The organism is Streptomyces sp. enrichment culture (assembly GCF_964272895.1).
In the GTDB taxonomy this organism is placed as follows: Bacteria; Actinomycetota; Actinomycetes; order Streptomycetales; family Streptomycetaceae; genus Streptomyces.
Genome location: NZ_OZ186832.1, coordinates 6,822,509 through 6,848,208 on the forward strand (window position 1 = coordinate 6,822,509; position 25,700 = coordinate 6,848,208).

The 25,700-nt window shown below is 72.8% G+C and carries 27 protein-coding genes; 14 read left to right on the forward strand and 13 right to left on the reverse strand.

Annotation, left to right across the window (positions count from 1 at the left end):
• Nucleotides 1-6: 6 nt before the first annotated feature.
• Nucleotides 7-1,944 (reverse strand): glycosyltransferase family 2 protein, encoded by a 1,938-nt coding sequence (locus ACSU6M_RS30450; protein WP_437074034.1) that lies wholly within the window; start codon nt 1,942-1,944, stop codon nt 7-9.
• A gap of 119 nt (nt 1,945-2,063) precedes the next feature.
• Here ACSU6M_RS30450 and ACSU6M_RS30455 point away from each other — a divergent pair, with 119 nt between their 5' ends.
• Entirely contained in the window at nt 2,064-2,564 is a 501-nt protein-coding gene (locus ACSU6M_RS30455; protein ID WP_437074035.1) for a metallophosphoesterase family protein, read from the forward strand.
• A 220-nt stretch (nt 2,565-2,784) separates the two neighbouring features.
• Here the strand turns inward: ACSU6M_RS30455 and ACSU6M_RS30460 are convergent, their stop codons facing one another.
• Nucleotides 2,785-3,888: an XdhC family protein gene (locus tag ACSU6M_RS30460; RefSeq protein ID WP_437074037.1), complete on the reverse strand. Its 1,104-nt coding sequence runs from the start codon at nt 3,886-3,888 to the stop codon at nt 2,785-2,787.
• 179 nt (nt 3,889-4,067) lie between these two features.
• Here ACSU6M_RS30460 and ACSU6M_RS30465 point away from each other — a divergent pair, with 179 nt between their 5' ends.
• A complete protein-coding gene (locus ACSU6M_RS30465) occupies nt 4,068-6,038 on the forward strand; it encodes a GTP-binding protein (RefSeq protein WP_437074038.1) in 1,971 nt (656 codons plus the stop codon).
• 54 nt (nt 6,039-6,092) lie between these two features.
• Complete coding sequence (locus tag ACSU6M_RS30470; RefSeq protein WP_437074039.1) at nt 6,093-7,943, forward strand: cellulase family glycosylhydrolase; 1,851 nt, start codon at nt 6,093-6,095, stop codon at nt 7,941-7,943.
• Here the strand turns inward: ACSU6M_RS30470 and ACSU6M_RS30475 are convergent.
• Nucleotides 7,936-9,180 (reverse strand): YncE family protein, encoded by a 1,245-nt coding sequence (locus tag ACSU6M_RS30475; protein ID WP_437074041.1) that lies wholly within the window; start codon nt 9,178-9,180, stop codon nt 7,936-7,938. The genes ACSU6M_RS30470 and ACSU6M_RS30475 overlap by 8 nt on opposite strands.
• Before the next feature lie 144 nt (nt 9,181-9,324).
• Here ACSU6M_RS30475 and ACSU6M_RS30480 point away from each other — a divergent pair, with 144 nt between their 5' ends.
• Nucleotides 9,325-9,978 (forward strand): TetR/AcrR family transcriptional regulator, encoded by a 654-nt coding sequence (locus ACSU6M_RS30480; RefSeq protein WP_437074043.1) that lies wholly within the window; start codon nt 9,325-9,327, stop codon nt 9,976-9,978.
• Between the two features lie 62 nt (nt 9,979-10,040).
• Here ACSU6M_RS30480 and ACSU6M_RS30485 read toward each other — a convergent pair whose 3' ends face one another.
• Together ACSU6M_RS30485 and ACSU6M_RS30490 are read right to left on the reverse strand one after the other, a co-directional pair.
• Nucleotides 10,041-11,270, reverse strand: coding sequence for a glycosyltransferase (locus ACSU6M_RS30485; protein WP_437075416.1), 1,230 nt, complete (start codon nt 11,268-11,270; stop codon nt 10,041-10,043).
• A gap of 90 nt (nt 11,271-11,360) precedes the next feature.
• The gene (locus ACSU6M_RS30490) at nt 11,361-11,735 is read right to left on the reverse strand and encodes a nuclear transport factor 2 family protein (RefSeq protein ID WP_437074045.1); all 375 of its coding nucleotides are present in this window, start codon (nt 11,733-11,735) and stop codon (nt 11,361-11,363) included.
• A 156-nt stretch (nt 11,736-11,891) separates the two neighbouring features.
• Between ACSU6M_RS30490 and ACSU6M_RS30495 the strand changes: the two genes are divergently transcribed.
• From ACSU6M_RS30495 to ACSU6M_RS30510, 4 genes are all read left to right on the forward strand, one after another.
• Nucleotides 11,892-12,185, forward strand: a complete 294-nt coding sequence (locus ACSU6M_RS30495; RefSeq protein WP_437074046.1) for a hypothetical protein — start codon at nt 11,892-11,894, stop codon at nt 12,183-12,185.
• Between the two features lie 208 nt (nt 12,186-12,393).
• Nucleotides 12,394-13,026 (forward strand): MBL fold metallo-hydrolase, encoded by a 633-nt coding sequence (locus ACSU6M_RS30500; RefSeq protein ID WP_437074047.1) that lies wholly within the window; start codon nt 12,394-12,396, stop codon nt 13,024-13,026.
• A 28-nt stretch (nt 13,027-13,054) separates the two neighbouring features.
• Entirely contained in the window at nt 13,055-13,429 is a 375-nt protein-coding gene (locus ACSU6M_RS30505; RefSeq protein WP_437074048.1) for a DUF4180 domain-containing protein, read from the forward strand.
• A gap of 86 nt (nt 13,430-13,515) precedes the next feature.
• Nucleotides 13,516-14,430 carry an SDR family oxidoreductase gene (locus ACSU6M_RS30510; protein ID WP_437074049.1) on the forward strand — a complete coding sequence of 305 codons (915 nt, stop codon included), beginning with the start codon at nt 13,516-13,518 and terminating at the stop codon, nt 14,428-14,430.
• Here ACSU6M_RS30510 and ACSU6M_RS30515 read toward each other — a convergent pair.
• Nucleotides 14,421-14,960, reverse strand: a complete 540-nt coding sequence (locus tag ACSU6M_RS30515; RefSeq protein WP_437074050.1) for a hypothetical protein — start codon at nt 14,958-14,960, stop codon at nt 14,421-14,423. The two genes, ACSU6M_RS30510 and ACSU6M_RS30515, sit on opposite strands and share 10 nt — an antisense overlap.
• A 126-nt stretch (nt 14,961-15,086) precedes the next feature.
• Here ACSU6M_RS30515 and ACSU6M_RS30520 point away from each other — a divergent pair, with 126 nt between their 5' ends.
• The 3 genes from ACSU6M_RS30520 to ACSU6M_RS30530 all read left to right on the forward strand — a co-directional run bounded on the left by ACSU6M_RS30520 (nt 15,087) and on the right by ACSU6M_RS30530 (nt 17,538).
• Entirely contained in the window at nt 15,087-16,385 is a 1,299-nt protein-coding gene (locus tag ACSU6M_RS30520) for an MFS transporter (protein WP_437074051.1), read from the forward strand.
• Between the two features lie 160 nt (nt 16,386-16,545).
• Nucleotides 16,546-17,241, forward strand: coding sequence for a L,D-transpeptidase family protein (locus ACSU6M_RS30525; RefSeq protein ID WP_437074053.1), 696 nt, complete (start codon nt 16,546-16,548; stop codon nt 17,239-17,241).
• Nucleotides 17,242-17,349: 108 nt separating this feature from the next.
• Nucleotides 17,350-17,538 (forward strand): hypothetical protein, encoded by a 189-nt coding sequence (locus ACSU6M_RS30530; protein WP_437074055.1) that lies wholly within the window; start codon nt 17,350-17,352, stop codon nt 17,536-17,538.
• A gap of 40 nt (nt 17,539-17,578) precedes the next feature.
• Here the strand turns inward: ACSU6M_RS30530 and ACSU6M_RS30535 are convergent, their stop codons facing one another.
• Both ACSU6M_RS30535 and ACSU6M_RS30540 read right to left on the reverse strand, forming a co-directional pair.
• The gene (locus tag ACSU6M_RS30535) at nt 17,579-18,931 is read right to left on the reverse strand and encodes a S1 family peptidase (protein ID WP_437074056.1); all 1,353 of its coding nucleotides are present in this window, start codon (nt 18,929-18,931) and stop codon (nt 17,579-17,581) included.
• A gap of 164 nt (nt 18,932-19,095) precedes the next feature.
• A complete protein-coding gene (locus ACSU6M_RS30540; RefSeq protein WP_437074057.1) occupies nt 19,096-19,926 on the reverse strand; it encodes an SAM-dependent methyltransferase in 831 nt (276 codons plus the stop codon).
• Between the two features lie 131 nt (nt 19,927-20,057).
• On the opposite strand from ACSU6M_RS30540, the gene ACSU6M_RS30545 reads away from it, so the two are divergent.
• Nucleotides 20,058-20,447: a PPOX class F420-dependent oxidoreductase gene (locus tag ACSU6M_RS30545; protein WP_437074059.1), complete on the forward strand. Its 390-nt coding sequence runs from the start codon at nt 20,058-20,060 to the stop codon at nt 20,445-20,447.
• A 3-nt stretch (nt 20,448-20,450) separates the two neighbouring features.
• On the opposite strand, the gene ACSU6M_RS30550 is transcribed toward ACSU6M_RS30545, so the two are convergent.
• Nucleotides 20,451-20,882 carry a Zn-ribbon domain-containing OB-fold protein gene (locus ACSU6M_RS30550; RefSeq protein ID WP_437075417.1) on the reverse strand — a complete coding sequence of 144 codons (432 nt, stop codon included), beginning with the start codon at nt 20,880-20,882 and terminating at the stop codon, nt 20,451-20,453.
• A gap of 175 nt (nt 20,883-21,057) precedes the next feature.
• Nucleotides 21,058-21,774: a TetR family transcriptional regulator gene (locus ACSU6M_RS30555; RefSeq protein ID WP_437074060.1), complete on the reverse strand. Its 717-nt coding sequence runs from the start codon at nt 21,772-21,774 to the stop codon at nt 21,058-21,060.
• Between the two features lie 113 nt (nt 21,775-21,887).
• Between ACSU6M_RS30555 and ACSU6M_RS30560 the strand changes: the two genes are divergently transcribed.
• Nucleotides 21,888-22,715, forward strand: coding sequence for a hypothetical protein (locus tag ACSU6M_RS30560; RefSeq protein WP_437074062.1), 828 nt, complete (start codon nt 21,888-21,890; stop codon nt 22,713-22,715).
• A gap of 59 nt (nt 22,716-22,774) precedes the next feature.
• Here the strand turns inward: ACSU6M_RS30560 and ACSU6M_RS30565 are convergent, their stop codons facing one another.
• Entirely contained in the window at nt 22,775-23,455 is a 681-nt protein-coding gene (locus tag ACSU6M_RS30565; protein WP_437074064.1) for an ANTAR domain-containing protein, read from the reverse strand.
• 149 nt (nt 23,456-23,604) lie between these two features.
• Between ACSU6M_RS30565 and ACSU6M_RS30570 the strand changes: the two genes are divergently transcribed.
• Nucleotides 23,605-23,955, forward strand: a complete 351-nt coding sequence (locus ACSU6M_RS30570) for a helix-turn-helix transcriptional regulator (protein ID WP_437074066.1) — start codon at nt 23,605-23,607, stop codon at nt 23,953-23,955.
• A gap of 185 nt (nt 23,956-24,140) precedes the next feature.
• Here the strand turns inward: ACSU6M_RS30570 and ACSU6M_RS30575 are convergent, their stop codons facing one another.
• Nucleotides 24,141-24,521, reverse strand: coding sequence for a hypothetical protein (locus ACSU6M_RS30575; protein ID WP_437074068.1), 381 nt, complete (start codon nt 24,519-24,521; stop codon nt 24,141-24,143).
• 248 nt (nt 24,522-24,769) lie between these two features.
• Nucleotides 24,770-25,687 carry a MurR/RpiR family transcriptional regulator gene (locus tag ACSU6M_RS30580; protein WP_437074070.1) on the reverse strand — a complete coding sequence of 306 codons (918 nt, stop codon included), beginning with the start codon at nt 25,685-25,687 and terminating at the stop codon, nt 24,770-24,772.
• Nucleotides 25,688-25,700: the final 13 nt, after the last annotated feature.

Below are 25,700 nucleotides of genomic sequence, written 5' to 3' on the forward strand. Positions count from 1 at the left end.
TCTCACCTACCTCCCGGCCCGGGCGGACGCGCCCCCGAGCATCCTGCGTACCTTGCGGACGACCCGTCGTGCGAGCCCCGGCTCGGGGGCGCGCACGACCTCGACGAGCCCGGAGCGGGCCCGCAGTTCCAGGGACAGCGCGTAGCGGCGGGGCGCGGCCAGGTCCGGCGCGGTGACCAGTGCCGTGCGCCAGATGCCGTCCGCCAGCCGCTCGGCGGGCAGTTCGGCGGTCAGCAGCGAGCCGGTGCCGGGCGTGGCCGGGGACAGTGTGGCGGGCAGCTCGACCGGGGTCGCCGACGCCGGGGAGGTCAGCCGCAGCGCCACCTCGGTGGCCGAGGGCACGTACAGCGGCAGGGGGGCGCTCAGCCGTTCGCCGGTGAGGGTGATCCGCTCGGTGGCGAGCTTGGTGAGCCCGAGGCGCTTGTCGGCCTTGTCGACGTCCAGGGAGAAGTTGCGGTGCGGGTCCGTCCAGTACGGCAGCACCACCCGGCCCGCGACCAGCCCGGCGGGCGGCAGGGAGCGGTCGCTCTTGGGCGCCGGGCCCACCCGGACCTCCTTGGTCCAGCCGCCCAGCTTCAGCCGGGCGACGGCGTCCCACAGCCCGGCCCCGAGCGGGCCGTCACCGGCGGCGGTCGCTGGGTCGACGGTGGCGGTGGCCCGCAGCACCAGCCGGACCCGGTCCTCGCCCGCGGGGACGGCGTCGCGGGTCACCGTGACGGGCTGGAAGTGCGGGGCGGCGTTGGAGCGCTCCTTGAGCACCAGGTCCAGGGTGCCCTTGTCGAAGCGGGCGACGGTGTCCTCGGCCAGCCAGTCGATGGCCTCCTGGACGCTCTCGGGGGGTTCGGCGGAGGGGGCGACCGCGTCGGCCGGGAACGTCATCGGCTTGCCGCCGTGGACGTACTCGGCGGCGAAGACGACCTCCAGCGCCCCCGCGCGCCAGCCGACGCGCTCGGGCAGCGCCCTGATCCTGATGCCGGCCTCCCACTCGGCGAAGGCGGCCACGTCGTCGTAGCGGCCCTCGCGGGCCAGCCGGGCGACGAACTTCTGTGTCGCCGTCAGACCGGCGGCGACACCGGGCCCGAACCGCTCGACGACGACCTCGTGGATCTGCTGGAAGAGCTCCTTGCGGAAGTCCTCGGGGGCCTTCAGGAACCGCGTGCCGCGCAGCCGTTCGACCATCTCGTTGCGCAGCCAGCGCCGGTAGAGCCGGTCGCGCGTCGCACCGGGCTCGGTGTACCGCTCGACGACGTCGAGGGCCTCGCGCAGGTTCTTGAAGTACCCGGCCGGGTCGAACTGCTGGAAGCCCGCGTTGGAGGCGTCGTCGCGGCGTACGTGGTAGTAGCAGACGTAGTCGCTGAGCACCGAGACGTTCCCGGCGCGCAGATACGCCTCGGTGACGAAGACATGGTCCTCCAGGCGCCGGCGGCCCTCGGGGAAGCGCAGACCGGTGCGGTCCAGGAAGGCGCGGCGGACCATCTTGTGCGGGGTGAGGCTGTCGATCAGCGGCGCGTTGTCGACGGTGGCGCGCGGGTGGTTGCGGCGGAACAGCTCCACCGGCACGCCGCGTCCCTTGCCGGCCATCTTGCCGACGATCACGTCGGCGTCGTGGGCGACGCCGTAGTCGTACATCCGCTCCAGGGCCTCGAGGCCGAGGTAGTCGTCGTTGTCGACGAACATCACGAACTCGCCCTTGGAGGCGTCGATCCCGACGTTGCGCGGCTTGCCCGACCAGCCGGAGTTCTCCTGGTGGATGACGTGCACATGGGGGTGCTCGGCGGCCACGGCGTCGAGCCGGGCCGGCGTGTCGTCGGTGGAGCCGTCGTCGACGAAGATCACTTCGTATTCGTCGTCGGGCAGGGACTGACGCAGCAGCGAGTCGACGCAGTCGTCGATGTAGTGCCCCGGGTTGTACACCGGAACGATGACGCTGACCTTCACCGGCATGGCCTCCTGGCCCCCTGGGGTCGTCTGCCGTTCGTATCGAGGAATAGAGCGCGTTGCCCGATCCTATCCCGCCCTCCGTCGCCGATCGGCGTCCGCCGGGCCGGACTTACGCTGGTCGTATGCGTCTGCTGCTGATGTCGGACACCCACCTGCCGCGGCGGGCCCGGGCGCTGCCGGGCGAGCTGCTGGCCGAGGTGCCGGCCGCCGACGTGGTGCTGCACGCGGGGGACTGGGTGGACACGGACACCCTCGATCTGCTGGAGGCGCGCAGCAGGCGGCTGATCGGGGTGTACGGCAACAACGACGGCCCGGCGCTGCGGGCCCGGCTGCCCGAGGTGGCGTACGCCGAGCTGGGCGGACTGCGGTTCGGGGTGATCCATGAGACGGGGCCCGCGCAGGGGCGTGAGGCGCGGTGCGCGGCCCGCTTCCCGGAGCTGGACGTGCTGGTCTTCGGGCACAGCCACATCCCCTGGGACACCACCGCCCCCTCGGGCCTGCGGCTGCTCAATCCGGGCTCGCCCACCGACCGGCGCCGCCAGCCGTACTGCACTTACATGACGGCGTCCGTGGCCGACGGCCGGCTCGAGGACGTGGAACTGCACCGGCTCCCGCGGCGCTGAGCGGCGAGGAGATCTCACCCGAAGGGCTGAAGGGGAAGGGGCCGCTCATGTAGGGCGGGCCGCTCCGGCCTGCCGGTGACGGCCCGCGTGCTTCGAGTCTGGACTGCCTGTCACGGACCTCCTTCCCGCTGCTCTGGGCGGGGGACGTGTTCGTCCCGTTGAGCGGCGACTTCCCCCTCTGTCCGATTTCACACGTTTTGCACGGAGATTTTTTCGGTGCTCAGGGCCTGGTCCCGTGGATCGCCCCGGCCGTCGAGGTCAGCGGGGCCCCGCTGCCGCCCCAGCGCAGCGCGACGATCTCCGCGGCCACCGACACCGCGACCTCCTCGGGCGTACGGGCCCCGAGGTCGAGCCCGACCGGCGAGCGCAGCCGGGACAGCTCCGCGGCCGTGAGCCCGGCCTCCTCCAGCCGTGCCCGGCGCTCGTCGTGGGTGCGGCGGCTGCCCATCGCCCCGATGTAGGCGGCCGGCCGCCGCAGCGCCTCCTCAAGGAGCGGCACGTCGAACTTGGGATCGTGGGTGAGCACACAGATCACCGTGCGCTCGTCGGTGCCGGTCTGCCGCAGATAGCGGTGCGGCCAGTCCACGACCACCTCCACGTCCGGCGGGAAGCGGCGGGGCGTGGCGAAGAGGGGGCGAGCGTCGCAGACGGTCACCCGGTAGCCGAGGAAGTCACCGATCCGGGCGACGGCGGCCGCGTAGTCGATCGCGCCGAACACCAGCATGCGCGGCGGTGGCGCGAAGGAGTGCAGGAACACCGTCACGGCGTCCTCGCGCCGCTCCCCGTGCGGACCGTAGTGCCGCAGGCCGGTCGCACCGAGGGCGAGCTCGCCGCGCGCGTCGGCGGTGACGGCGGCGTCCAGGCCGGGCGCCCCGAGCGTGCCCCGCACCTCGTCGGGCCACACGGCGAGCGTGGCCCCGCGCGGGGCCGGGCCGTCGGTCACCGTGGCCAGGGTCACCGGCCGTCCCTCGGCCACCGACGCGGCGACCGCGCCGAAGGCCGGATCCAGCTCCGCCGTCACCGGCCGGACCAGGACGGTGATCTCACCGCCGCAGGTCAGGCCGACCGCGAAGGCGTCGTCGTCGCTGTAGCCGAAGGTCTGCAGCTCGGCCCGGCCGCTCGCCACCGCCTCGCGGGCCAGCTCCAGGACCGCGCCCTCCACACAGCCGCCGGAGACGCTGCCCACCACCTCGTCGTCGGGGCCGACGGCCATCGCCGCCCCCGGATCGCGCGGCGCGCTGCGGCTGACCGCCACGACCGTGGCCAGCCCGAACGGGACGCCCGCGGACCACCAGCCGCTCAGCACCGGGAGAATCTCACGCACCGCCACGCTCCTCGACGTCGACGCCCATGGCGCTGCCACCACGCTTATTGCGTTGCCGCCACCCACCGGCCTCTGCTGCACTGCTCGGGTCCGAGCGTCGAGCCGAGGAGAGGCAATGCGCGCACCTGTCATGTCCGCCCCGCAAGGAACGACTCCCTCTCCGAAGGACATGACACTTCGTGCACACGCTCAATCTTGGCATTCTCGCTCACGTCGACGCAGGTAAGACCAGTCTGACCGAACGGCTGCTGCACAGCGCCGGAGTCATCGACACCCTCGGCAGCGTCGACGAGGGCAGCACCCGGACCGACACGCTCGCGCTGGAGCGCCGGCGCGGCATCACCATCAAGTCGGCGGTCGTCTCCTTCCCGGTGGACGGCGTCACCGTCCAGCTCATCGACACCCCCGGCCACCCCGACTTCATCGCCGAGGTGGAGCGGGTGCTCGGCGTGCTCGACGGCGCCGTGCTGGTCGTCTCGGCCGTCGAGGGCGTCCAGGCGCAGACGCGGGTGCTGCTGCGGACGCTGCGGCGGCTGGGCATCCCGACGCTGCTCTTCGTCAACAAGATCGACCGGCGCGGGGCGCGGGGCGCCGACCTGGTGCCGGTGATCTCCCGGCGGCTGAAGGTGCCGGTGGTGCCGATGGGGACGGCGGAGGAACTCGGCGCCCCCGGCGCCCGGTTCGTGCCCGGGCTCGGCCCCGGCGCCCTGGACGTCCTCGCCGACCACGACGACGGCCTGCTGGCCGCGTACCTGGAAGGTGCCGTCCCGCCCGGCCGGGTGCGCGCGGCCCTCGCCGAGCAGACCCGTCGGGGGCTGGTGCACCCCGTGTACTTCGGCTCGGCCGTCACCGGCGCCGGAGCGGACGAGCTGATCGCCGGCGTCCTGGAACTGCTGCCCGCCGCCGACGGCGACCCGGACGGGCCGCTGTCGGGCACGGTGTTCAAGGTCGAGCGGGGCCCGGCCGGCGAGAAGATCGCGTACGCCCGCGTCTTCTCCGGCACCCTGCGCGTGCGCGACCGGGTGACCTTCGGCGACCCGCCGCAGGAGGGCAAGGTCACCGCCCTCGGCGTCTTCGAGCACGGCACGGACGTCCCCGCGGACCGCGTGCCGGCGGGCCGTATCGCCCGGCTGTGGGGCCTCGCCGACATCAGGATCGGCGACTCCCTCGGCGTACCGCGCGGGCCGGGCGGGCGCGTCTTCGCGCCGCCGACGCTGGAGACGGTCGTGGTGCCGGGGCCGGGCACGGACCGGCGGGCGCTGCACGGGGCGCTGACCCAGCTCGCCGAGCAGGATCCGCTGATCGGGCTGCGCCACGACGAGGTGCGGCAGGAGACCTCCGTGTCGCTGTACGGGGAGGTGCAGAAGGAGGTCGTCCAGGCCACGCTCGCCGAGGAGTACGGGCTCCAGGTCGACTTCCGCGGCACGACGCCGCTGTGCGTGGAGCGGCCGATCGGGTCGGGGGAGGCGGTGGAGTTCGTCAAGAAGGGCGACCACCCGTTCCTGGCCACCGTCGGGCTGCGGGTCGACCCGGCGCCGCCCGGCTCGGGGGTCGCCTTCGGCCTGGAGGTGGAGCTCGGGGCGATGCCCTACGCGTTCTTCAAGGCGGTCGAGGACACCGTGCGCGAGACCCTGGAACAGGGCCTGCACGGCTGGCGGGTCACCGACTGCACGGTCACCATGACCCACTGCGGCTACTGCCCCCGGCAGTCCCACGCCCACCAGCGTTTCGACAAGAGCATGTCCAGCACCGGGTACGACTTCCGCGGACTGACCCCGCTGGTCCTGGTCGACGCACTGCGGCGGGCGGGCACCCGGGTGCACGAGCCCCTGCACTCCTTCCGGCTGGAGGCCCCGGCGGACACGCTGGGCGCCCTGCTGCCGGTGCTGGCCGCGCTGCGGGCCGTGCCGCGCACCACCCGGACACGGGACGCCGTCTGTGTGCTGGAGGGCGATGTGCCCGCGGCCCAGGTGCACACCCTGGAGCAGCGGCTGCCGGGGCTCACCCGAGGCGAGGGGGAGCTGGAGAGCGCCTTCGACCATTACGCGCCGGTCGTCCGGGGCGAGGTGCCGCGGCGGGCCCGCACCGACCACAACCCGCTCGACCGGAAGGAGTATCTGCTCAACGTGACGCGCCGAAGGGCGGGTTGACGGGGACGGAACAGGGAGTTGACGGACCGTCAGTTCGGTTCGACGGTGAGGAGCATGCTGAAGAAACGTGTGCGTCCGATCGTCGTCCTGGTCGTGCTGTGCGGGTTCCTGTGCGGCTCCCCGGCGGCGGGCACCCCGCCCGCCGCCCTGTCCGACGCCCTGTGGTTCGACGGCTCCCCGCTCACCGTGCGCGACGGCCGCCTCGTCGACGCCCACGGCCGTGAGGTGGTGCTGCGCGGCTACAACGTCTCCGGCGAGACCAAGCTGGAGGAGAACGGCGGCCTGCCCTTCGCCTCGGTGGCGGACGCCCGGAAGTCGGCGGCCGCGCTGCGCGCCCTCGGCGGCGGCAACGCGGTCCGCTTCCTGCTGTCCTGGGCGCACGCCGAACCCGAGCGCGGCCGGGTCGACGGCGCCTATCTGGCCGCGGTCACCGACCAGATCCGCGCCTTCCTGGACGCCGGTGTCCGCGTCTACCCCGACTTCCACCAGGACCTCCATTCCCGCCATCTGTTCGATCCGGACAGCTGGTACACCGGGGACGGCGCCCCCAAGTGGGCGGTGGACGCCGGGAACTATCCCGACGAGTCCTGCGGCGTCTGCTTCTTCTGGGGCCAGAACATCACCCAGAACGAGGCGGTGAAGCGGGCGTCGTACGACTTCTGGCACAACGCGTACGGCGTCCAGGACGCCTTCCTCGCCACGGCCGAGAAGACGATGGCGTATCTGCGTCAGCACCTGAGCGACGGGCAGTTCGCGGGGATCGTCGGCTTCGACCCGTACAACGAGCCGCACGCCGGGGTGTACCGGGCCGGTCAGAGCAGCCGTATGTGGGAACGCGACGTGCTGTGGCCGTTCTACGAGCGCTTCCGGGCCCGGATGGACGCGGCGGGCTGGCGGGACAAGCCGGCCTTCGTCGAGCCGAACCTCTTCTGGAACGCCAACCTCGCCTTCCAGCGCCAGGAGGGCGGCCTCCTCGACGCGGGCAGGCTGGGCCCGCGCTATGTCTTCAACACCCACTTCTACGACCAGAAGGCGATCTCCGGCGTCTTCATGTGGGGCAAGGCGGCCGACGGCCAGTACGCCGGTGACTTCGGCGCCGTCCGCGACCGCGCCGCCGCGGCGGACACCGCGGCGGTGGTCAGCGAGTTCGGGCACCCGCTGAGCGGCACGGTCTCCGACAAGGCGCCGACCGTCCTGAAGGCGATGTACCAGGCCCTCGACTCCCGTCTCCCCGGCGCCACGTGGTGGTCCCGACCGGCGATGAGCGGCACCGTGCTGTCGGCCACGCAGTGGCAGTGGGACATCTACAACGGCCGCCACCACGAGGCGATGAACGGCAACCCCGACAAGATCCTCACCGCGGGCGACGCCTGGAACGACGAGGACCTGTCGGCCGTACGCCTCGACGACAGCGGAGCGGTGACGCTCCGTCAGGATGCGCGTCTGCTGGACCGGTTGTATCCGTCCGCCACAGCGGGCACCACCGTCGCCTTCACCTACGAGGACCGCTCCCGCGACGGGTCGACGACGCTGACCTGGAACCCGGTGCCGGACGCGCTGCCGAACGTGGCCCGGCTGGTGGGCTCCGGCCAGTACGGCGTGCTGCTGTGGCGCTCGGCCGGAGGCGCGGCGCCCACGGAACTGCATCTGCCGGCGTCCTTCCCGCCGGCTGCGACCACCGTCGTCTCCGACCTGGGCACCCTGCACGGCCTGCCCTCCCACCCGGCGGACGCCCCGGTCGCCGTCGCCGCCGAGCCGGGCGGCGCGGGAAGCCGCCGCCTGCTGCTCACCGCGCGGGACTCGGGCGTCCTGCACTACGCGCTGGTGACCAACGGGGCGACGGCTCCGCCCGCTTCCCTGCTCCAGGCGGCCCGAGCGGAACTGGCCGCCTGGGCGGTCAGCTAGCCGGACCGGTCCAGTCGGCGGGCACCTGGGCGAGGCGGACGCGCTGCGGGTGGTCGCCGACCGGGACCGAGACCGTCTTGCGTCCGGTGGCGAAATCGATGGCGGTGACCTGATCGGAGCCGCTCTCGGAGATCACACAGGACCTGCCGTCACCGCTGACCGTGGCCCAGTAGGGCTTGGCGGCGGTGACCAGCGGGCCCTCCTGGAGGGTCGCGCGGTCCACGACGGTGGCGTAGTCGTCCATCGTGCCCGCCACGCACAGCTTGCGGCCGTCCGGGCTCATCGCGATGCCGTGGTGGCGCGAGTCGTTGACCCAGGTCGTGCGGTCCTCGCTGGTGGCCGGGTTCTTCGGCAGGACCTTGGTCCGGGTGATCCGGTCGCTCGCCACGTCGTACTCGAAGAAGCCGTTGAAGAACGACACCTGGAAATAGAGCTTGGACTCGTCGGGGCTGAACGCGGCCGGCCGCACCGCGTCCGAGTACGCACCGAGCCCGGCCGCGTCCAGCCGCTGCCGCATGTCGATCACCTTGACCTGGCGGAACGTCGACGTGTCGACGACCGTGATGCGCCGGTCGCCCTTCGTCCAGTCCAGCCAGGGCGCGTCCAGCGCGGTGTTCACCTCGCCGATGGACATGTTCCAGATGAACCGGCCGTCCCGCGAGAAGACGTTCTCGTGCGGCTTGTCGCCGGTGCCGAAGGAACCGAGCTGTCTGCCGGTGACGATGTCCAGCACATGCACGGTGTTGGAGGTCGACGCCGACACCGCCACCCGGGTGCCGTCGGGGGAGACCGCCATGTGGTCGGCGCGGTAACCCGACACCGCGAAACGCCAGTTGATCGCCCCCGTGGCCAGGTCGAGGGAGACGACATCGGCGAAGCTGGGCCGCGACACCACCATCGACCGGCCGTCGGGGGTGGCGTACATGTCGTCGACGAACTGGTCGTGGCCCTCCCCGACGCTGTTGCGGATCGCCATGAAGTAGACCCACTTGACGGGATCGGCGTTGATCTCGGCCATGCGCTGGTCCTTGTCCGGCACCACATCGATCCGGCCGATCCGGGCGAAGTCGCCGGAGGACTTCAGGACGTCGGCGGTGCCGTCCCAGTTGTTGCCGACGAACAGCACCTCGCGCAGCGCGGCGGGGGAGCCGGCCGAGGCGGTGGTCGCGGGGGCGGTGGCGGTCAGGGCGAGGGCGGCGGCGACGGTGCACAGGTGCCGGGGGCGGAAGGCAGGCATGGCTGCACTCTCCTCGGGAGTGGGGGAGTCTGAATACAGCGCCGTTCAGAGTGACTTACTGGAAAGTAAGGAAGGGGTGCCCTTCTCGACAAGACCGCGGACACGACAAAATCGGTCCGTCGGCGGCGGACGACGGGAGGCACGGTGGCGGGCAGGCTGAAAGGGCCGACCGGCCGCTACGGCGGCAGGTCCGCGCAGGAGCGGCAGGCCGAGCGGCGCCGGCGCTTCCTGGACGCGGCGCTCCAGCTGTTCGGCGACACCCCCGGCTACCGCGGCACGACCGTCGCCGCGCTCAGCGAGGCCGCGGGGCTGTCCACCCGGCAGTTCTACGAGGAGTTCCGCACCCTGGAGGACGTGCTGGCCGAGCTGCACCTCCAGGTCAACGGCTGGGCGGAGGAGGCGGTGCTGGCGGCGGCCGCGGCGAGCGAGGGCCGGCCGATCGCGGAACGCGCCGCCGCGATCTTCCGGGCGTACGCCGCGAACGTCACCGGCGATCCGCGCCGCATCCGGATCACCTTCGTCGAGATCATCGGCGTCAGTCCGCGTCTGGAGGAGCAGCGCCTGGCCCGCCGCGCCCGCTGGGTCGACCTGATCTGCGCCGAGGCCCAGGCCGCCGTCGCCCGCGGCGAGGCCGCCCCGCGCGACCACCGGCTCGCCGCCGCGGCCTTCATCGGCAGCGTCAACGGCCTTCTGCACGACTGGAGCGCGGGCTGGGTCGACGCGACCCTGGACGAGGTCGTCGACGAGCTCGTCCGGCAGCTGCTGGGCATCCTGCGACCGCCGCCATGGGGTCGCTGAGGGCGGCTCGGCTCCCGGACCCGACGGGGGCTCCGGAGTGGTCCCCGGCTCTCCTGCGGGGCTCAGCCCCCGAGCCGCTCCAGGGCCGTGATCACCGGCGTCACTCCGTCCTCGGCGCGGATCGACGTGCCGAGGGACTGGGCGCGGGCGCGGTACGAAGGATGGGAGACGGCGCGGTTCAGGGCGGCGGTGAGGGCGTTCTCCGTGACCTTGCGCAGGGGGAGCGAGCGAGGGGCGACGCCCAGCGTGACCAGGCGGGACGCCCAGAACGTCTCGTCGAACTGGACGGGGACCGGCACCGCCGGGACCCCCGCGCGCAGCCCTGCCGCGGTGGTGCCCGCGCCGGCGTGATGGACTACGGCCGCCATGTGCGGGAAGAGCAGGGAGTGGGCGACCTCGCCGATCGTCAGCATGTCGTCCCCGTCCGCCGTGAGCCCGCCCCAGCCGCGCTGGATCACCCCGCGCAGCCCGGCCCGCCGCAGCGCCCGCACGACCAGCGCGCTCAGCCCCTCGGGGTCCGGCACGGTGGCGCTGCCCAACCCCACGAACACCGGTGGGGGCCCGGCGGCGAGGAAGTCGCGCACCGCGTCGGGCAACCGGGCCCCGTCGTCGTACGGCCACCAGTACCCGGCGACGTCGAGGCCGGGCCGCCAGTCGTGCGGCCGGGGCACCACCAGCGGGCTGAACCCGTGCTGCACCGGCCAGCCCTCCCGCTCCAGCCGGCGGCGCACGGCACCGGCGCGGACGGCGGGCAGCCCCAGCCGGGCGCGCAGCGCGGGCAGGGCCGCGGAGTAGACCCGCTCCACAGCGAGGTTCACCCCCTGCCCCGCCAGCCGGTTGGCGGTCGCGCCCCAGGAGCGGTCGCCCAGCAGCGGCGGACCGAACTCCCGGGTGGGGGCGATCGGTTGGAGGTGCAGCCCCAGGCTGGGCAGCCTGAGCCCCTCGGCGACCGTCACGCCCAGCGGGGCGATCGCGGCGGCGACCAGCAGCACGTCGCTCTGCCGGGCCGCGGCGACCAGGTCGTCCGTCATCCGGCCGACCAGCGCCCGTGCCATGGCCGCCAGCTTCAGCAGCTTGCCCGGACCGGTCGCGCTGCGGTGCAGCGCACGTCCGCGCGGCGACTCCAGCTCGGCGCGCGGATCGACCGGCAGCGCGTGGAAGCGTACGCCGGAGCCCGAGACCAGCGGCTCGAAGCGGGCGTGGGTGACGAGGGTGACGTCGTGGCCCGCGCGCACCAGGCCGTGTCCCAGACCGGTGAAGGGCGCGACGTCACCCCGGGAACCCGCCGTCATGATCGCGACTCGCACGCCGGTCAGTATGGCGGGTCGGACGCGGAGCCGTCCGTCAGGCGTGGGGACGTGGCTCGTTTCGTCCCTCGTGGCTCACGTGTTGTCGTCGTCCCATGCCTGGATCATCGTCTGCTCGACGATCTTGCCGTCGCGGAGCCGGAGCATCGACTCGGACAGGACGCGGACCCCGTCCGGGTACTGGCAGGACTCGCTGTAGGCGGCGCGGTCGCCCTGGACGACGCAGTCCTCCATCTTGTGCGTCATGTCGCGGCTGTAGACGTCGTCGAGCAGTTCGGCGATCTCGTCGCGGCCGTGCATGACCTTGGGATGGCTGGGCTGGGTGTTGCGGTCGACGACCCGCAGCTCGGCGTCGTCGGCGTAGAGCTCCAGAAGATCCGCCGAAGACCGTCCTTCCAGGCCGCGGCGCAGGGTGTCGGCGCTGAAGCCAGGGCTGGTGCTGGTGCCCATGATGACCTCCTCGGGAGGCGGGCGGCCGGGCGACGGGTCGCCGATGCCTCTCTTCGAGCGTCCTCCGGCCCGCCGGACACGGCAAGCGCTCCGCCTGACGGGTGAGGGACGCCCTCCGGCCGTGTCCGCGAGCGGCTCCCCGGCGTTGCTGAGGGCATGATCTCACCTCGTCGTATCCTCGCCGCCGCCTGTCTCGCCGCCGGGGTCGGCGCGCTCGCCGCCCCCGCGGCCGGCGCCGCCGAGACGGACGCCAAGGCCGGCGGTCTGAGCCCGATGGCCATGCTGGACTCGCTCGCCGTCAGTGACATCCCGGCGCCGCACAAGGACGCGGTCCCGCTGCCGTCCCGGCAGCTGAGCCAGCTCAACCGCGTGCCCAGCGACCTCGACCAGCTGCACCAGGTCACCGACCTCGTCGCGCCGGTCACCGGCCTGCTCCCCGCCGTCCAGTAACCGACCCCCGCCCCTTTCGGCCCGCCCGGCCGCGTCCGTGCCCCGGACGCGGCCGGGCGTGTTGCCGCCGGGCGTCCGCCGCCGCGGGCGGCCGGCACATAGGGTCGGCGCGAGGACCACGACGTACGACTGGAAGGGACCGGACGGGCATGGCGCGGGAGGTACGCGGGGTGAGCCACGGCGGTGCGCGGCGCTCGGCGGTGGTGCGGTGAGCGCGGCACGCATCGAACGGCTCGTCACCTCGGGGCGGTTCACGCTCGACGGCGGCAGCTGGGACGTCGACAACAACGTGTGGCTGGTGGGTGACGACCACGAGGTCGTCGTCATCGACGCCGCCCATGACGCCGACGCCATCGCCGACGCGGTCGGGGAGCGCCGGCTGACGGCCATCGTGTGCACCCACGCCCACAACGACCACATCGGCGCCGCGCCCGCCCTCGCCGACCGCACCGGAGCGGTCATCTGGCTGCACCGCGACGACCTGCCGCTGTGGAGGCAGACCCACCCCGACCGCGAACCCGACGCCTGGCTGCGCGACGGGCAGGTCATCGAGGCCGCGGGGACGGATCTCAGGATCCTGCACACCCCCGGGCACGCGCCCGGCGCGGTCTGCCTCCACGACCCCGGACTCGGCGTCGTCTTCACCGGCGACACCCTCTTCCAGGGCGGACCCGGCGCCACCGGACGTTCCTGGTCCCACTTCCCGACCCTCGTCGCCTCCATCCGCGACCGGCTGCTCACCCTCCCGCCCGACACCAAGGTGCTCACCGGGCACGGCGAGTCCACGACCGTCGGCGCGCAGGCTCCGCACCTTGAGGAATGGCTCGATCGCGACCACTGAGCCGGGCGCGGTCCCTAGGATCACCGCCATGACCACCCACACGTTGGAAACCCTGCACGGCGTCCGCGTCCTGCGCTGCGCCCCCGACGGTCCCCTCCTGGACGGGGAGAGCGCGGCGCTGGATCTGATCGGCGACGCCCTCGGCCACGAGGCCGGGGTGGTGGCGGTGCCGGTGGAACGGGTGGCGGACGCGTTCTTCCGGCTCGGCTCCGGTGTCGCGGGCGCGGTGACGCAGAAGTTCGTCACCTACCGGGTGCGGCTGGCCGTCGTGGGAGACGTCTCCCGGCAGGCCGCCGGGAGCGGGGCGCTGCGCGACTTCCTGCGCGAGACGAACCAGGGCGGGCACATCTGGTTCGTGGCCGGGTTCGACGAGCTGGGGGAGAAGCTGCGGGCCGCCGGATGATCCGGTCGTAAAGGCGACAGGAGATGACCGGTTTCCAGGGCAGTGTCGTCGTCACACGACAGTCACGAGCCAAGGAGGCCGGACAGATGGACAAGCCGTTGCAGGGCAGGGTGGCGCTCGTCGCCGGGGCGAGCCGCGGGGCGGGCCGTGGCATCGCCGTGGAACTCGGGGCGGCGGGCGCCACGGTGTACGTCACCGGACGCACCACACGCGAGCACCGCTCGGAGTACGGCCGCCCCGAGACCGTCGAGGACACCGCCGACCTGGTCACCGAGGCGGGCGGCGAGGGCATCGCCGTACCCGCCGACCACCTCGACCCGGCGCAGGTGCGCGCCCTGGTCGAGCGGATCGACGCCGAGCGGGGCCGGCTGGACGTCCTGGTGAACGACATCTGGGGCGGGGAGCACCTGTTCGAGTGGGACGCGCCCGTATGGGAGCACGACCTGGACAAAGGGCTCAGACTGCTCCGGCTCGCCGTCGAGACGCACGCCGTCACCAGCCACCACGCCCTGCCCCTGCTGCTGCGCAGCCCCGGCGGGCTGGTCGTCGAGATGACCGACGGGACGGCCGAGTACAACGGCGCGCACTACCGGAACTCCTTCTTCTACGACCTCGCCAAGGCGTCCGTGCTGCGCATGGCGTTCGCCCTCGGCCATGAGCTCGGCCCGCGCGGAGCCACGGCCGTGGCGCTGACGCCGGGCTGGATGCGCTCGGAGATCATGCTGGAGACCTTCGGGGTGCGGGAGGACAACTGGCGCGACGCGCTGGACAAGCAGCCGCACTTCGCGATCTCCGAGACCCCGCGCTACGTCGGCCGCGCGGTCGCCGCGCTCGCCGCCGATCCCGAGGTCGCGCGTTTCAACGGGCAGTCGCTGTCCAGCGGCGGCCTCGCCCAGGTCTACGGCTTCACCGACCTCGACGGCAGCCGCCCGGACTGCTGGCGCTATCTGGTGGAGGTCCAGGACCCGGGAAGGCCCGCCGACACCACCGGCTACCGCTGACCGTCCGCCGACGGCAGGGACCAGCGCGCCGGGTTGCCGGGCGGCAGCGCCAGATCCTCGCGTACGGCGTCGTAGTAGGCCCGGCGGGCGGCGCGCTGCTTCTCCATCAGCCGCCGCCATGCCTCGGGATCGCGGGTGCCCGCCCGCAGGAAGCCCTCCATCTCCAGGGCCACCACGACCCACGCCCGCGCCCGCTCCACCACCTCGGTGCTGCCGAGCATCAGCAGCGCCTCCCCGACCGGGTCCCGGCCGACCGTCGCCTCCGCCAGCAGCGGCTCGGCCTCCTCGGGGGACAGCGGATGCGGATGCGGGTCGTTGCCGAGGTGCGCGGCCACCCGGTAGGTGAGCGTGACGGTCTGCTTCACCGCCCGCGCGTAGTCCGTGTACACCCCGAGCCGCCGCTCCTCCCAGCGGGCGTCCCGCTCACGCCGGAAGCGGGCGCCGTCACTGCGGACGACCGCCAGATACGAGCCGAGGGCGCCGATGACGACACCGAGGAGCGCGGGCAGTTGGGAGAGGAACGCGGACATGGGCGCACACGGTAGCCGGGGAGGTGATCTTTCGACAGCCCGGCCCATAACTCCGTAGCTCCGCTTAAGAGTTGATGGAGAACTCTTCACTTGTCCTGCGATGCCATGGTGGGGCAGCGTGTTGGCGTGCAGACCGACACCCGTTCCGACTCTCCCTGGCGCGTGCGCGACTTCCGCACGCTCTTCACCGCCACCGCCCTGAGCCAACTCGGCACGAACGTCGGCTATGTGGCCGTCCCGCTGGTCGCCGTCGCCGCGCTGGACGCGAGCCCCGGCCAGGTCGGCGCGCTCGCCGCGCTCAGCACCCTGGCGTTCCTGCTGATCGGGCTGCCCGCCGGGGCCTGGGTGGACCGGATGCGCCACCGCCGCGTCCTGATCGCCGCCGACCTGGTCCGCGCGGCCCTCAACGTCTCGATCCCGCTGGCCTGGTGGCTGGACGCGCTCACCCTCGGCCACCTCTACGCGGTGGTGCTGCTCACCGGCTGCGCGACCGTGTTCTTCGACGTCGGCTCGCAGAGCACACTGCCCCAACTGGTGGGCAGTCAGGCACTGGTGAGCGCGAACGCCGCCGTGGTGAGCCTGCAGGCGGTGAGCAACATCGCCGGACGCGGCGCGGGCGGCGGTCTTGTGCAGCTGCTCACCGCGCCGGTCGCCGTGCTGTTCACCGCGCTCGCCCACCTCGCCTCGGCACTGCGCCTCACCGCCGTCGGCGGACGGCAGGCGCCCCCACCGGCGCCGCGGCGGACCCGGTTGCGCGCCCAGATCGCCGAGGGGCTGCGGCACGTCCTGGGCAACGCCGAACTGCGCGCCCTCGCGCTCACCGCCACCCTCACCAACCTCGGTGTGCAGATCGTCAACACCGTGCTGCCGATCCTGTTCGTCCGCGAACTGGGCCTGTCGGCCGGTGCGTTGGGGCTCTTCTGGGCGGCGGGCGGTCTGGGCCTCCTGCTCGGCGCCCGCTGTGCCCGGCCGCTCGCCGCCCGCCTCGGCCACGGGCGCACCCACGCGCTCACCGGGGTGCTCCTCGCCCCGGCCGCGCTGCTGGTGCCGCTGATCGGACCCGGGCCCTGGCTGTGGGCGGCCGGACTCGGCTGGGTGCTGTCCATGGCCAAGATCGGCACGGCGAACGTGCTCGGTGTGAGCCTGCGCCAGCGGATGACGCCGGACGTCCTGCTCGGCCGTATGAACGCCACCTTCCGGTTCATGCTCACCGGCGCCCTCGCCGTCGGAGCGGCCCTGGCCGGACTGCTCGGTGAGCTCATGGGGGTCGGGGTGACGCTGTGGGCGGGCTCCGTGGTGCTGGCGGCCTCCTTCCTGCCGGTACTGCTCTCCCCGGTGCGCACCCGCCGGGACCTCCCGGCGCGGCAGCCGGACAGCGCCGTCGCGGGCGAGGCGGCGCGCACCGGGGAGGAGGCGCCCGCGTGAGGGGGGCGCGGGCCGTGCGCCGGAGAAGGGCCGGGAAATGTCACCGTTCCGTCGCGAAATGCCCTCCCGCCGCAACCGCCGCTGCCCGACGGTGGTCTTGCAGGCAGACGTCGCACGGTGTGCGTGCGCCGCAGGGGAGTACGGGAAGGTGAGGAAGCTCATGGGGGACATACGCAGACGAGGAGCCGCGGTCGTGGGGACCGGCGCGCTCGTGGTGCCGCTGGCGCTCGGGCTGGGCGCCGCGCCCGCCCAGGCCGCGAGTTGCACCACATCGACCGGGCCCTACCAGAAGCAGGTCGAGAAGTTCCTCGGTCTGACCGTGGACGGCGTGCAGTCGCCGACCGACTGCCAGAAGATCAAGGCGTTCCAGGACAAGCACGGCATCAAGCCGAACATCGGCTACGCCGGTCCCGTCACCTGGGGTGTGATGGACCTCATGCGCAAGCAGCGGGCCGTCGGCGACAACCCCAACCGGGACGGCAAGTGCCCGACCAACAAGGGCCGGATCGCCTGCGTCAACCTCACGCTCCAGATCACCTGGATCCAGGACGGCAGCCGTCTGGTGTACGGGCCGGTGCCGGTGCGCACCGGGCGCAACGGGTACGAGACACGCACCGGTCTGAAGAAGATCTACTGGCGCAACATCGACCACGTCTCCAGCATCTACGACGTGCCCATGCCCTACGCCCAGTTCTTCGACGGCGGCCAGGCATTCCACTCGGTGAAGGTGAGCATGTGGAACCCGCCGGGCTCGCACGGCTGCGTCAACATGACCACGACCACGGCCAAGAAGTACTGGTCGCTGCTGAAGAAGGGCGACGACGTCTTCGTGTACGGCCGCAAGCCCGGAACCTGATGCTTGGATTCCGCTTGAGGTTCCGGCCAGAGGGACGTGATCAGCAACACGGTCTCTTTTGTCCGGTTCGTCCGTCCTTACTCACATGGTCTTCACCTCCGGCGCCGTATGCTTCACAGCATGTCCACCACTGTTGAACCCGTCTCCGAGCGATCGGCCGCGGAGGTCAACGAGGAGATCCGGGCGCTGTGGCGCCGGTCGGGCGGGACACTGACCGTCGAGCAGCGCGAGGAGTACCAGCGGCTCGTACTGGAGTGGGCCGCCGTGGCGGCCCCGCAGCCGGCGCGGGCCGCCTGAGTCACTCGTCCTCCCTCGTCCTCCCGCGGCCTCACGGGGCTCAGCCCCAGGTCGCCGAGTAGTGACTGCGGTAGGCCTTGCGGTCCTGTTCCGCGCGGATGAACCGCGTGGCCACCAGGGCCACAAGGCTTCCCGCGACGATGAGCAGCCCCGGACCCGTGTTCCGCGGATCCGCCAGCCTCGACAGCAGTGTCGAGGCGGGCTCCCCGCCCACCTGAGCCGACGACCCCGGTGAGACCTCGCCCGGTGCGAGGGCGCTCTGCGGTGCCGACGCGGACGGCTCGGGCGCCGGGGCCGCCCCGCCCGCGGGTGCCACCAGCCGTACGCCGAGCGCCTCCAGCGCCTTCGTCACCGGCTGGAAGAACGTCGTACCGCCCACGGCGCAGTCACCGCTGCCGCCCGAGGTGATGCCGAGCGCGATGCCCTCGGCGAACAACGGCCCCCCGCTGTCGCCGGGTTCGGCGCACACGTCCGTCTCGATGAGGCCGCTGACGCTGCCCTCGGGGTAGTTGACCGTCACATCGACCGCGCGGACGACACCGTCGTGCAGTCCGCTCGTGCTGCCGCTGCGGAACACCCGCTGCCCGACCGACGGATCGGCCGCACCGGTGATCCGCACACCCCGCCCGCCCCCGAGGTCCACCACATCGGCGCCGTCGCCCGCCCGGCCGCCGGTGTAGCCCACCAGCGAGTAGTCGTCGCCGGGAAAGCTTCCGCGCACCGTCCGCCCCACCTCCTCGCCGCCCTGAGGGCCGGCGAACCACACCGACCCGGTGGGACCGCAGTGCCCGGCGGTCAGGATGAAGTCCGCGCGGCCGTCGGTGACGTTGAACCCCGCCGAGCAGCGCCCCGCGGTGGACAGGATCGGCTGCGCCCCGTTCAGCCGGGTGGTGAAGGTGCCCGCGGTGCGCTCCACGCGCACCGGGGCGCCGAGGTTCCGCGCCAGAGAGGTCAGCCGCGTCCAGTCCGCGGCCGAGACCGTGCGGTCGGCCCGCAGCACCACCTCGTTGGACCGGTAGTCCAGCGCCCACGCCGTGCCCGCCACGCGCGGGGCCGCGCGCAGCGCCGCCACGGCCGACCGCAGTTCGCCCAGGCTGTGCCGGACGACCTTGGGCTCGGCACCGGCCCGGCGCACCTCGGCCGCGGCGCCGGTGTCGGTGACCGCGACCACGGTCCGCCCGTCCTTGCCGATCCAGCTGCCCGCCGTCCGCGAGGGGCCGAGCCGGGCCTCCAGATCCGCGCCGGCCGACGTGACCCGGGCGCGGGGCGGCGCGGACGGGCCCGGCGGCTCGTCGGCGACCGCCTGGCCGACCATGGCGCCCCCCAGAAGGAGGCCGCCGACGGCCGCCAGCCGTGTCACCCGCCGGACGATCCGCCGTCGTGCGTGCCCCATGCATGACTCCCGAACCCTTGAGGACGCGGCACCTCACGCCGCGGGGCGCTCCCGCAGTCGAGCGCCCACCCCTCCATACGGGCCGCGCCCCACGGGTGTTCAGCGAGTCCGCCGGTACGAGGGCGTCCGGTGCGAGGGCGTCCGGTGCGCCCTCGGGGCGTCCGTCACGCCTTGCGGGCCACCCCGCCGAACATCGCGACCTCCTCCGGCTCGGCGCCGTTGGTGTGCTCCGGCCGCCAGCGCGAGCAGGAGACCACGCCCGGCTGCAGCAGCTCGTAGCCGTCGAAGAAGCGGGCCACGGCCTCGGGCGTGCGCTGGGTGAGCTTCGGGGTGCCGTGCTCGTTCCAGAACTTCACGGCCTCGTCCACGTCCGGCATCTGCGGGTGGGTGACGGTGTGCGACAGCACCAGGTGGCTGCCCGAGGGCAGGGCGTCCATCAGCCGGCGTACCAGGCCGTACGGGTCCTCGTCGTCACCGATGAAGATGACCACGCCGAGCAGCATCAGCGCGATCGGCTTGCTGAAGTCCAGCGTCTTCGCAGCGTGTTCGAGGATCGCGTCGACGTTGCGCAGGTCCTCGTCGAGATAGTCGGTGGCGCCCTCGTCGGTGCTGGTGAGCAGGGCGCGGGCGTGGGCGAGGACCAGGGGGTCGTTGTCGACGTAGACGATCCGCGCGTCCGGGGCGAGCCGCTGGGCCACCTCGTGGGTGTTGTCCGCGGTGGGCAGCCCGGTGCCGACGTCGAGGAACTGCCGGATCCCCTCCTCGGCGACCAGGTGCCGCACGGCGCGGCCGAGGAACAACCGGTCGGCGCGGGCGTACTCGCCGATGCCGGGGTGGAGTTGGCGGATCTGGTCGCCGGCGGCGCGGTCGACCTCGTAGTTGTCCTTGCCGCCGAGCCAGTAGTTCCAGATCCGCGCCGTGTGCGGCTGGTCGGTCTTGATACGGGCGCGCAGCGCCTGGGCGGTCGGTTCTGCGGCCGGCGGGTTCTCGGTCACGGGATCAGCTCCTGGGTTGCCGGGTGGTACGGGGTGGCAACGAGCAATCTAGACCGACAAGTTGATCAATGCCGCACCGCCGGGAAAATACGTCGGCCGGCGCCCGCGGACCGCCGCCTACACTGCGGTTCATGGAGACGATCGCGTTCGACCGGCTGGCCGACGGAAAGTACCTGCTGCTGACCACCTACCGCAGGAACGGTACGCCGGTCGCCACGCCGGTCTGGGTCGTGCGCGACCGGGACGCGCTCGGCGTCTGGACGGTCGCCGACTCCTTCAAGGTGAAGCGGATCCGGGGCCGCGCCGATGTCCTGGTCGGCCCCTGCGATGTGCGCGGCAACCCCACGGGCGCCCAGGTGCCCGGCACGGCCGAGATCTGCGACGAGGCGACCAGCGCCCGCTACCGCGCCCTCATCGCCCGCAAGCACGGCCTGGTCGGCCGCCTCAGCCTCCTCGGCAGCCGGCTCAGGCGCGGCACGCGGGGCACCGTGGGGATCCGGGTGGTGCCGGGCCGGCCCTGACGGTCAGGTCCAGGCGCGGTACGGCTCGTCGATCAGCTGGAAGACGGGCTCGCCGCGCACGGGGTCCTTGGCCGTGGACAGCCGCACCCGGTCGCCGCTGTGGATGCCGATCGGCGGGCCCATGACCCGGCCCCGGATCACAAAGCCCTCGGCCATCTCGATGAGCGACACATTGCGGGCGGCCGGGGTGTTGCGGTGCACGACGGTGGAGTGGCGGACCGTGCCCACGCCCTCGCTGCGCTCGGTGCGCAGGTCGCTGCCCTGGCAGACCGGGCACAGCAGCCGGTGGTACATGGCGGTGCCGCACCAGGTGCAGCGCTGGAACAGGATGGTCTCGGGTGCGGCGTCCCCGGCGCGGGCGGCGGGGCGGTGTTCGAGGACGCCCGCCGCGGAGCCGGATGCATGCTGAGTGACGCTTCCTGAGTGGTGGTACACGCTGGTCAACTCCCTGCGCTCGGCCGGAATCCCGCGCGCGGCACGCCGCGCACGTCTGTACGCGGAGGCGTGTGCCACCGTGCACGGCGACAGCGTATGGCACTCAGTGCCACCAGTAAAGGTACTGGGTTCCAGGAATTTCGGTACCGGGTTCCAGTGCGGTCCGCGGCCGCGCTCAGCCGCGCGGCGCCAGCGTCGTCTCGATCTCCTGCACCACCCGCCACAGGGGGGCGCCGCGCCGCGAGACGACGACCACCACGTCCTCGGGGTCCTCCTCGACAGGCTCTGCGGGACCCGCGCCGAACGCGGACCGCACATAGCCGAGCGCGCGGTCCACCGCCGCCTCCGGGTCGCCCCGGCCGTCCGAGCGCAGCCAGGAGCGCAGCGCGTTGTTGTGCGCGGCCACCACCGCCGCCGCGATCACATCGGCCCGCAGCGTTCCGTCGCGGCGGCCGCGCAGCCGCCGGCGCAGATGGTCGGCCAGGGCCCGCTCGTAGCGCCACACCACCGACAGCTCGTACGCCCGCAGGCCCGGCACCTGCTTGGTGAGCCGGTAGCGCTGCACCGAGAAGGTCGGGTTCTCGGCGTACATCCGCAGCACCAGCCGGGCCGCGTCGCACACCCGGCCGACCGGCTCCTCGGTGCCGTCGCCGGACTCCAGGAAGGCCGTCATGTCGGCCAGACAGCGCTCGTGGTCGGGGAAGACCACGTCCTCCTTGGACGGGAAGTAGCGGAAGAAGGACCGCCGCCCCACCCCGGCGAGCGCCACGATGTCGTCCACGGTGGTCTGCTCGTAGCCGCGCTCCAGGAACAGGCGGAACGCCGCGGCGATCAGCGCGTCCCGCATGGTCGCCTTCTCGCCGCGCCGGGGCGTGGTGCTGCTGGAGCTCATGGGCGGGAACGGAGCACTCGGGGGTGCGGATGGCACTCAGTGCGCTGCGGGGGCGGTTAGCCTTGCCGGGTCCGGCGGCCCGGCCGGGACACCGCACCACCGAGGAGACCCGCATGCCCGAGGGCCGGCACCGCCTGCTGTACGTCACCGACCTGGCCTACCCGGCGCGCGGGCGGCGCTACTGCGACGAGGACATCCGGCTGACCGCGCGGCTGCGGGACGACTTCGACCTGGCGCTGTGTCATCCGCGGGACGCGGCCGCCCTGATGGACGCCTTCGACGCCGTCGTCGTCCGCAACAGCGGCCCCGTCCTCGCCCACCGGGACGCCTACGACGACTTCCGCGCCCGCGCCCTGCGCGACGGCGTGCGGGTGTACAACCCGCTGACCGGCCGCGCGGACATGGCCGGGAAGCAGTACCTGCTGGACCTGAGCGCCGAGGGCCGGCCGGTGATCCCCACCGTCGACCGCGCGGGCGACCTGCACCGCCTGCCCGCGGCGGACCGGTACGTCGTCAAACCCAAGCTCGGCGCCGACTCCATCGGCCTGCGCGTCGTCTCCGGCGCCGAGCTCGGCGGCCTCGCCGACGGCACCGTGCTGGTGCAGCCGCACATCGACTTCGCGTACGAGGTGTCCTTCTACTTCGTCGACCACGACTTCCAGTACGCGCTGTACGCCCCCGACCCCGACCGGCGCTGGGAGCTGCGGCCCTACGAACCGACGGCGGCGGACCTGGAGTTCGCCCGCGGCTTCATCGCCTGGAACGCCCTGGAGCACGGCATCCAGCGCGTCGACGCCTGCCGCGCGCCCGATGGGCGCCTGCTCCTCGTCGAGTTGGAGGACCTCAATCCCTACCTCTCCCTCGACGCGCTCCCGGCCGAGCGGCAGGAGGCGTTCGCGACGGCGATGACCGCGTCGCTGCGCCGCTTCCTGGCCGGCTGAGCGCCCAGGCGGACGCCGAGCGTCCCGGCAGCTGCCGCGCCGCCCGAACGAGGAACGGCCTAGGCATTCTCCGTCGCCAGCCGGGCCACCGCCGCCGCCACCTCCTGCTGCACGGCCTCCGGCGGCGCCTCGCCCTGCACCGCGCTCACCAGGTGCTCGGCGAGGCGGTGCAGCTTGGTGTTGGTGTTCTGGGAGGCGTGGACCAGGACGTCCCACGCCTGATCGGGACTCAGTCCGAAGGAGGCCATGAGCACACCGCGGGCCAGATCGATGGTGGGCCGGGTGCGCATGGCCCGGCGCAGCTGCACCACCTCCACGCCGAGGTCCCGGCCGGCGTCCTGCTCGGCCTGGGTGGTGAACAGGGGGCCGGTGCCGGTCAGGTCGAGCAGCCGCTCGACCGCGGGCGCGGCGGCCCGGACAGTGATCGTCTTGCCCTCGGCCAGGGCCTCCCGGCGCGCCCGCAGCAGCGCGTTGAGGCCGGTGCAGTCGCAGAAGTCCACGTCCCCGAGGTCCAGGTCGAGCCCTGACACCGAGTCGGCCAGGGCGTGCAACAGGCGCTCCTGGAGGCTGTCGTCCAGGTCCAGGCACATCTCCCCGCGGACCGTCACGACCACGCGGTCGCCCTCGGTGCGGGTCGTGACCAAGAACAGCTCGGGCCGTCGGCCGGCGGCGGAGCCGTCTGCTCCGGGGACCGCCACGGCCTCGTCGGCTGAGGACGCCGAATACGCGGGCTCCGGCATCGCGGCCTCTCCCTCACTCGTGCTCCGACTGCGGGCTGGTGCCTTCCTCTGCCCTTCAAGGCTGGACCGGCCGCCCGAATACGTCAAGGGATACATGAAATCTATTTCGCGCTTTGGTATGCGGGAATGGCTGGTCGTATGCTGGTCCCATGGGTGGAGTGCCTGAGCCGCATACAGGGTGGACGTTCCTCACCAATCACGCACGCGTGCTGGCCGCCATTGCCGATGATCACACTGCTCGTATCCGTGACATCGCGGCGTACTGCCGGCTGACCGAGCGTGCCGTGCAGAAGATCATCGCGGACCTGGAGCAGGCCGGATATCTGTCGCACACCCGTGAGGGACGGACCAACACGTACCGCATCGAACCCGGCATGGTCCTGCGCCATCCAGCGGAGGCGGGCCTCACGGTCGCGGCCCTGCTGTCGATGCTCGCGCGGGACGAGGCCACGCGCGGCGGGCAGTCGGTGGACCCGGGCATGGCCTCCGCCGACGCCTGAAACGGGCGTCGCGTCAGCTCCGCGCGTACGGCGGGGGGTTGCGGCGGAGGTTCGGTGCCTGCCCCGCCTGTGCGGGGCCTCGGCGTCGCACCCCGCGTGCGGCGGGAGCGGTTCCGCGTTGAATTGCGCCTGCGCGGGAAGGGATTCGGTCCGTCCGGCGTCGTATCCCGCCTCGGGGGCGGGGTTCAGCGTCCCGCGGTGCGGCCTGCCAGTGCCTCGCTGACGGCGCGGACGCTGCGCGCGATGTGCTGCAGCTGCATGACCTCGGCCGCGTACATCTTGATGGTGTGCTCGATGACCGACTCCGGCATGCCCAGACGCGGCAGATCGGCGCGGGCGGTCTGCAGAGCGGTGCGGGCGACCCGTATCTCCTGCTGCACCTGGATCTGCGCATGACGGGCCAGCAGCACCGGGTGGCGCATGAGCGCCGGATAGCTGGCGTAACGCGCCGGCACCAGTTCGCGCAGCCACTTCGCGGCCGAGCGCTCCCAGTCGTAGCTGCCGGGGGTCTTCACCTGGCAGGGCCAGTCAGGGCTTGTGCGCGTGGTCGTCAGGGGCATGAGCATCGCTTCCGGTCGTGCGGCGTCGGGGGATCTCGACGGCGTGGGCGGCCCCGGCCTAGGGGATGACCGGGGCCGCTCACGGGGATTCGCGCAGGGGATGCGCGACCGAACATCCCGGCGCCGACGCGGGTAGGTGACGGCGGTCCGGGTGCCTGCTGCAGTATTTATATATACCGCTGGGTATGCAACAAGCATGAAAAAATTCATGCCGGGTTTGGGCCGATGGGCCCCCCAAAGCGACGAGAGTGCCCTCAGTCCTTGAGGAAGAATTGATGGTGCTCGGAGATCTGCTCGTACTCCTCCAGGCGGGCGTGCGTTCGCTCGGGGTCCGCGTCCGTCATGGCCTGGAGCAGCGCGGACGCCATCAGACCCGGCGCCGCGTAGGAGTCGAACACCAGGCGTGAGCCGGTCCCGGTGGCGAAGGTGACATCGGCCTCGTCGGCCAGCGGACCGAGCGCCAGATCCGTGATCAGCGCGACCCGCAGCCCCGCCGAGCGCGCCACCCGCAGCGCGGCCAGCGTCTCCTGGGCATGCCGGGGCATCGAGAAGGCCAGCACCCAGGTGCCGCCCGCCTCGCGGGACTGCAGCAGCGCGTCGTAGGCGACACTGCCGCCGCGGGTCACCAGCCGGACGTCGGGGTGGATGCGGCGCGCGGCGTAGGCGAAGTACTCGGCGAGCGAGGCGGAGATCCGCAGCCCCAGCACCGTCAGCGGGGTCGAGCGCGACAGTTTCCGGCCGATCTCGATCACCTGGCCCGGATCGGCGAAGTCGCGCCGCAGGTTCTCCAGGTTCTCGATCTCCGCGTCCACCGCCGACTGCAGCTCGTTGCCGCTCTCCTCGGCGACCGCCGGACCGCCGATCGTGCCCAGGGCGATGGTCTGCAGCTTCTCGCGCAGCGCCGGATAGCCGCTGAAGCCCACCGCCGCCGCGAACCGGGTGACCGACGGCTGGCTGACCCCGACCCGGTCCGCGAGGTCGGTGATCGACAGGAACGCGGCCTCGGTCAGATGGTCGATCAGGTACTGGGCGATACGGCGCTGGCCGGGCGACAGCCGTGGTCTGTCGAAGAGCGTCCTGAGCTGGGACGCCGGGGCGGCCTCCGCCTCCGCGACCGCCTTGCCCTGGCTGATCGCGGACGCCTGTGCGCGTGCCTGCTGCGGCGATGGCACCGGTGTGTCTCCT

What these genes read in the sequence shown, in the direction of transcription:
- ACSU6M_RS30545 (WP_437074059.1), top strand. Translation starts at nt 20,058, where the DNA reads ATGGAGACGATCGCGTTCGACCGGCTGGCCGACGGAAAGTACCTGCTG.
- ACSU6M_RS30555 (WP_437074060.1), bottom strand. Translation starts at nt 21,774, where the DNA reads ATGAGCTCCAGCAGCACCACGCCCCGGCGCGGCGAGAAGGCGACCATG.
- ACSU6M_RS30510 (WP_437074049.1), top strand. Translation starts at nt 13,516, where the DNA reads ATGGACAAGCCGTTGCAGGGCAGGGTGGCGCTCGTCGCCGGGGCGAGC.
- ACSU6M_RS30490 (WP_437074045.1), bottom strand. Translation starts at nt 11,735, where the DNA reads ATGGGCACCAGCACCAGCCCTGGCTTCAGCGCCGACACCCTGCGCCGC.
- ACSU6M_RS30535 (WP_437074056.1), bottom strand. Translation starts at nt 18,931, where the DNA reads ATGGGGCACGCACGACGGCGGATCGTCCGGCGGGTGACACGGCTGGCG.
- ACSU6M_RS30530 (WP_437074055.1), top strand. Translation starts at nt 17,350, where the DNA reads ATGCTTCACAGCATGTCCACCACTGTTGAACCCGTCTCCGAGCGATCG.
- ACSU6M_RS30495 (WP_437074046.1), top strand. Translation starts at nt 11,892, where the DNA reads ATGATCTCACCTCGTCGTATCCTCGCCGCCGCCTGTCTCGCCGCCGGG.
- ACSU6M_RS30505 (WP_437074048.1), top strand. Translation starts at nt 13,055, where the DNA reads ATGACCACCCACACGTTGGAAACCCTGCACGGCGTCCGCGTCCTGCGC.
- ACSU6M_RS30470 (WP_437074039.1), top strand. Translation starts at nt 6,093, where the DNA reads ATGCTGAAGAAACGTGTGCGTCCGATCGTCGTCCTGGTCGTGCTGTGC.
- ACSU6M_RS30565 (WP_437074064.1), bottom strand. Translation starts at nt 23,455, where the DNA reads ATGCCGGAGCCCGCGTATTCGGCGTCCTCAGCCGACGAGGCCGTGGCG.
- ACSU6M_RS30575 (WP_437074068.1), bottom strand. Translation starts at nt 24,521, where the DNA reads ATGCTCATGCCCCTGACGACCACGCGCACAAGCCCTGACTGGCCCTGC.
- ACSU6M_RS30485 (WP_437075416.1), bottom strand. Translation starts at nt 11,270, where the DNA reads ATGACGGCGGGTTCCCGGGGTGACGTCGCGCCCTTCACCGGTCTGGGA.
- ACSU6M_RS30475 (WP_437074041.1), bottom strand. Translation starts at nt 9,180, where the DNA reads ATGCCTGCCTTCCGCCCCCGGCACCTGTGCACCGTCGCCGCCGCCCTC.
- ACSU6M_RS30455 (WP_437074035.1), top strand. Translation starts at nt 2,064, where the DNA reads ATGCGTCTGCTGCTGATGTCGGACACCCACCTGCCGCGGCGGGCCCGG.
- ACSU6M_RS30450 (WP_437074034.1), bottom strand. Translation starts at nt 1,944, where the DNA reads ATGCCGGTGAAGGTCAGCGTCATCGTTCCGGTGTACAACCCGGGGCAC.
- ACSU6M_RS30570 (WP_437074066.1), top strand. Translation starts at nt 23,605, where the DNA reads ATGGGTGGAGTGCCTGAGCCGCATACAGGGTGGACGTTCCTCACCAAT.
- ACSU6M_RS30515 (WP_437074050.1), bottom strand. Translation starts at nt 14,960, where the DNA reads ATGTCCGCGTTCCTCTCCCAACTGCCCGCGCTCCTCGGTGTCGTCATC.
- ACSU6M_RS30525 (WP_437074053.1), top strand. Translation starts at nt 16,546, where the DNA reads ATGGGGGACATACGCAGACGAGGAGCCGCGGTCGTGGGGACCGGCGCG.
- ACSU6M_RS30560 (WP_437074062.1), top strand. Translation starts at nt 21,888, where the DNA reads ATGCCCGAGGGCCGGCACCGCCTGCTGTACGTCACCGACCTGGCCTAC.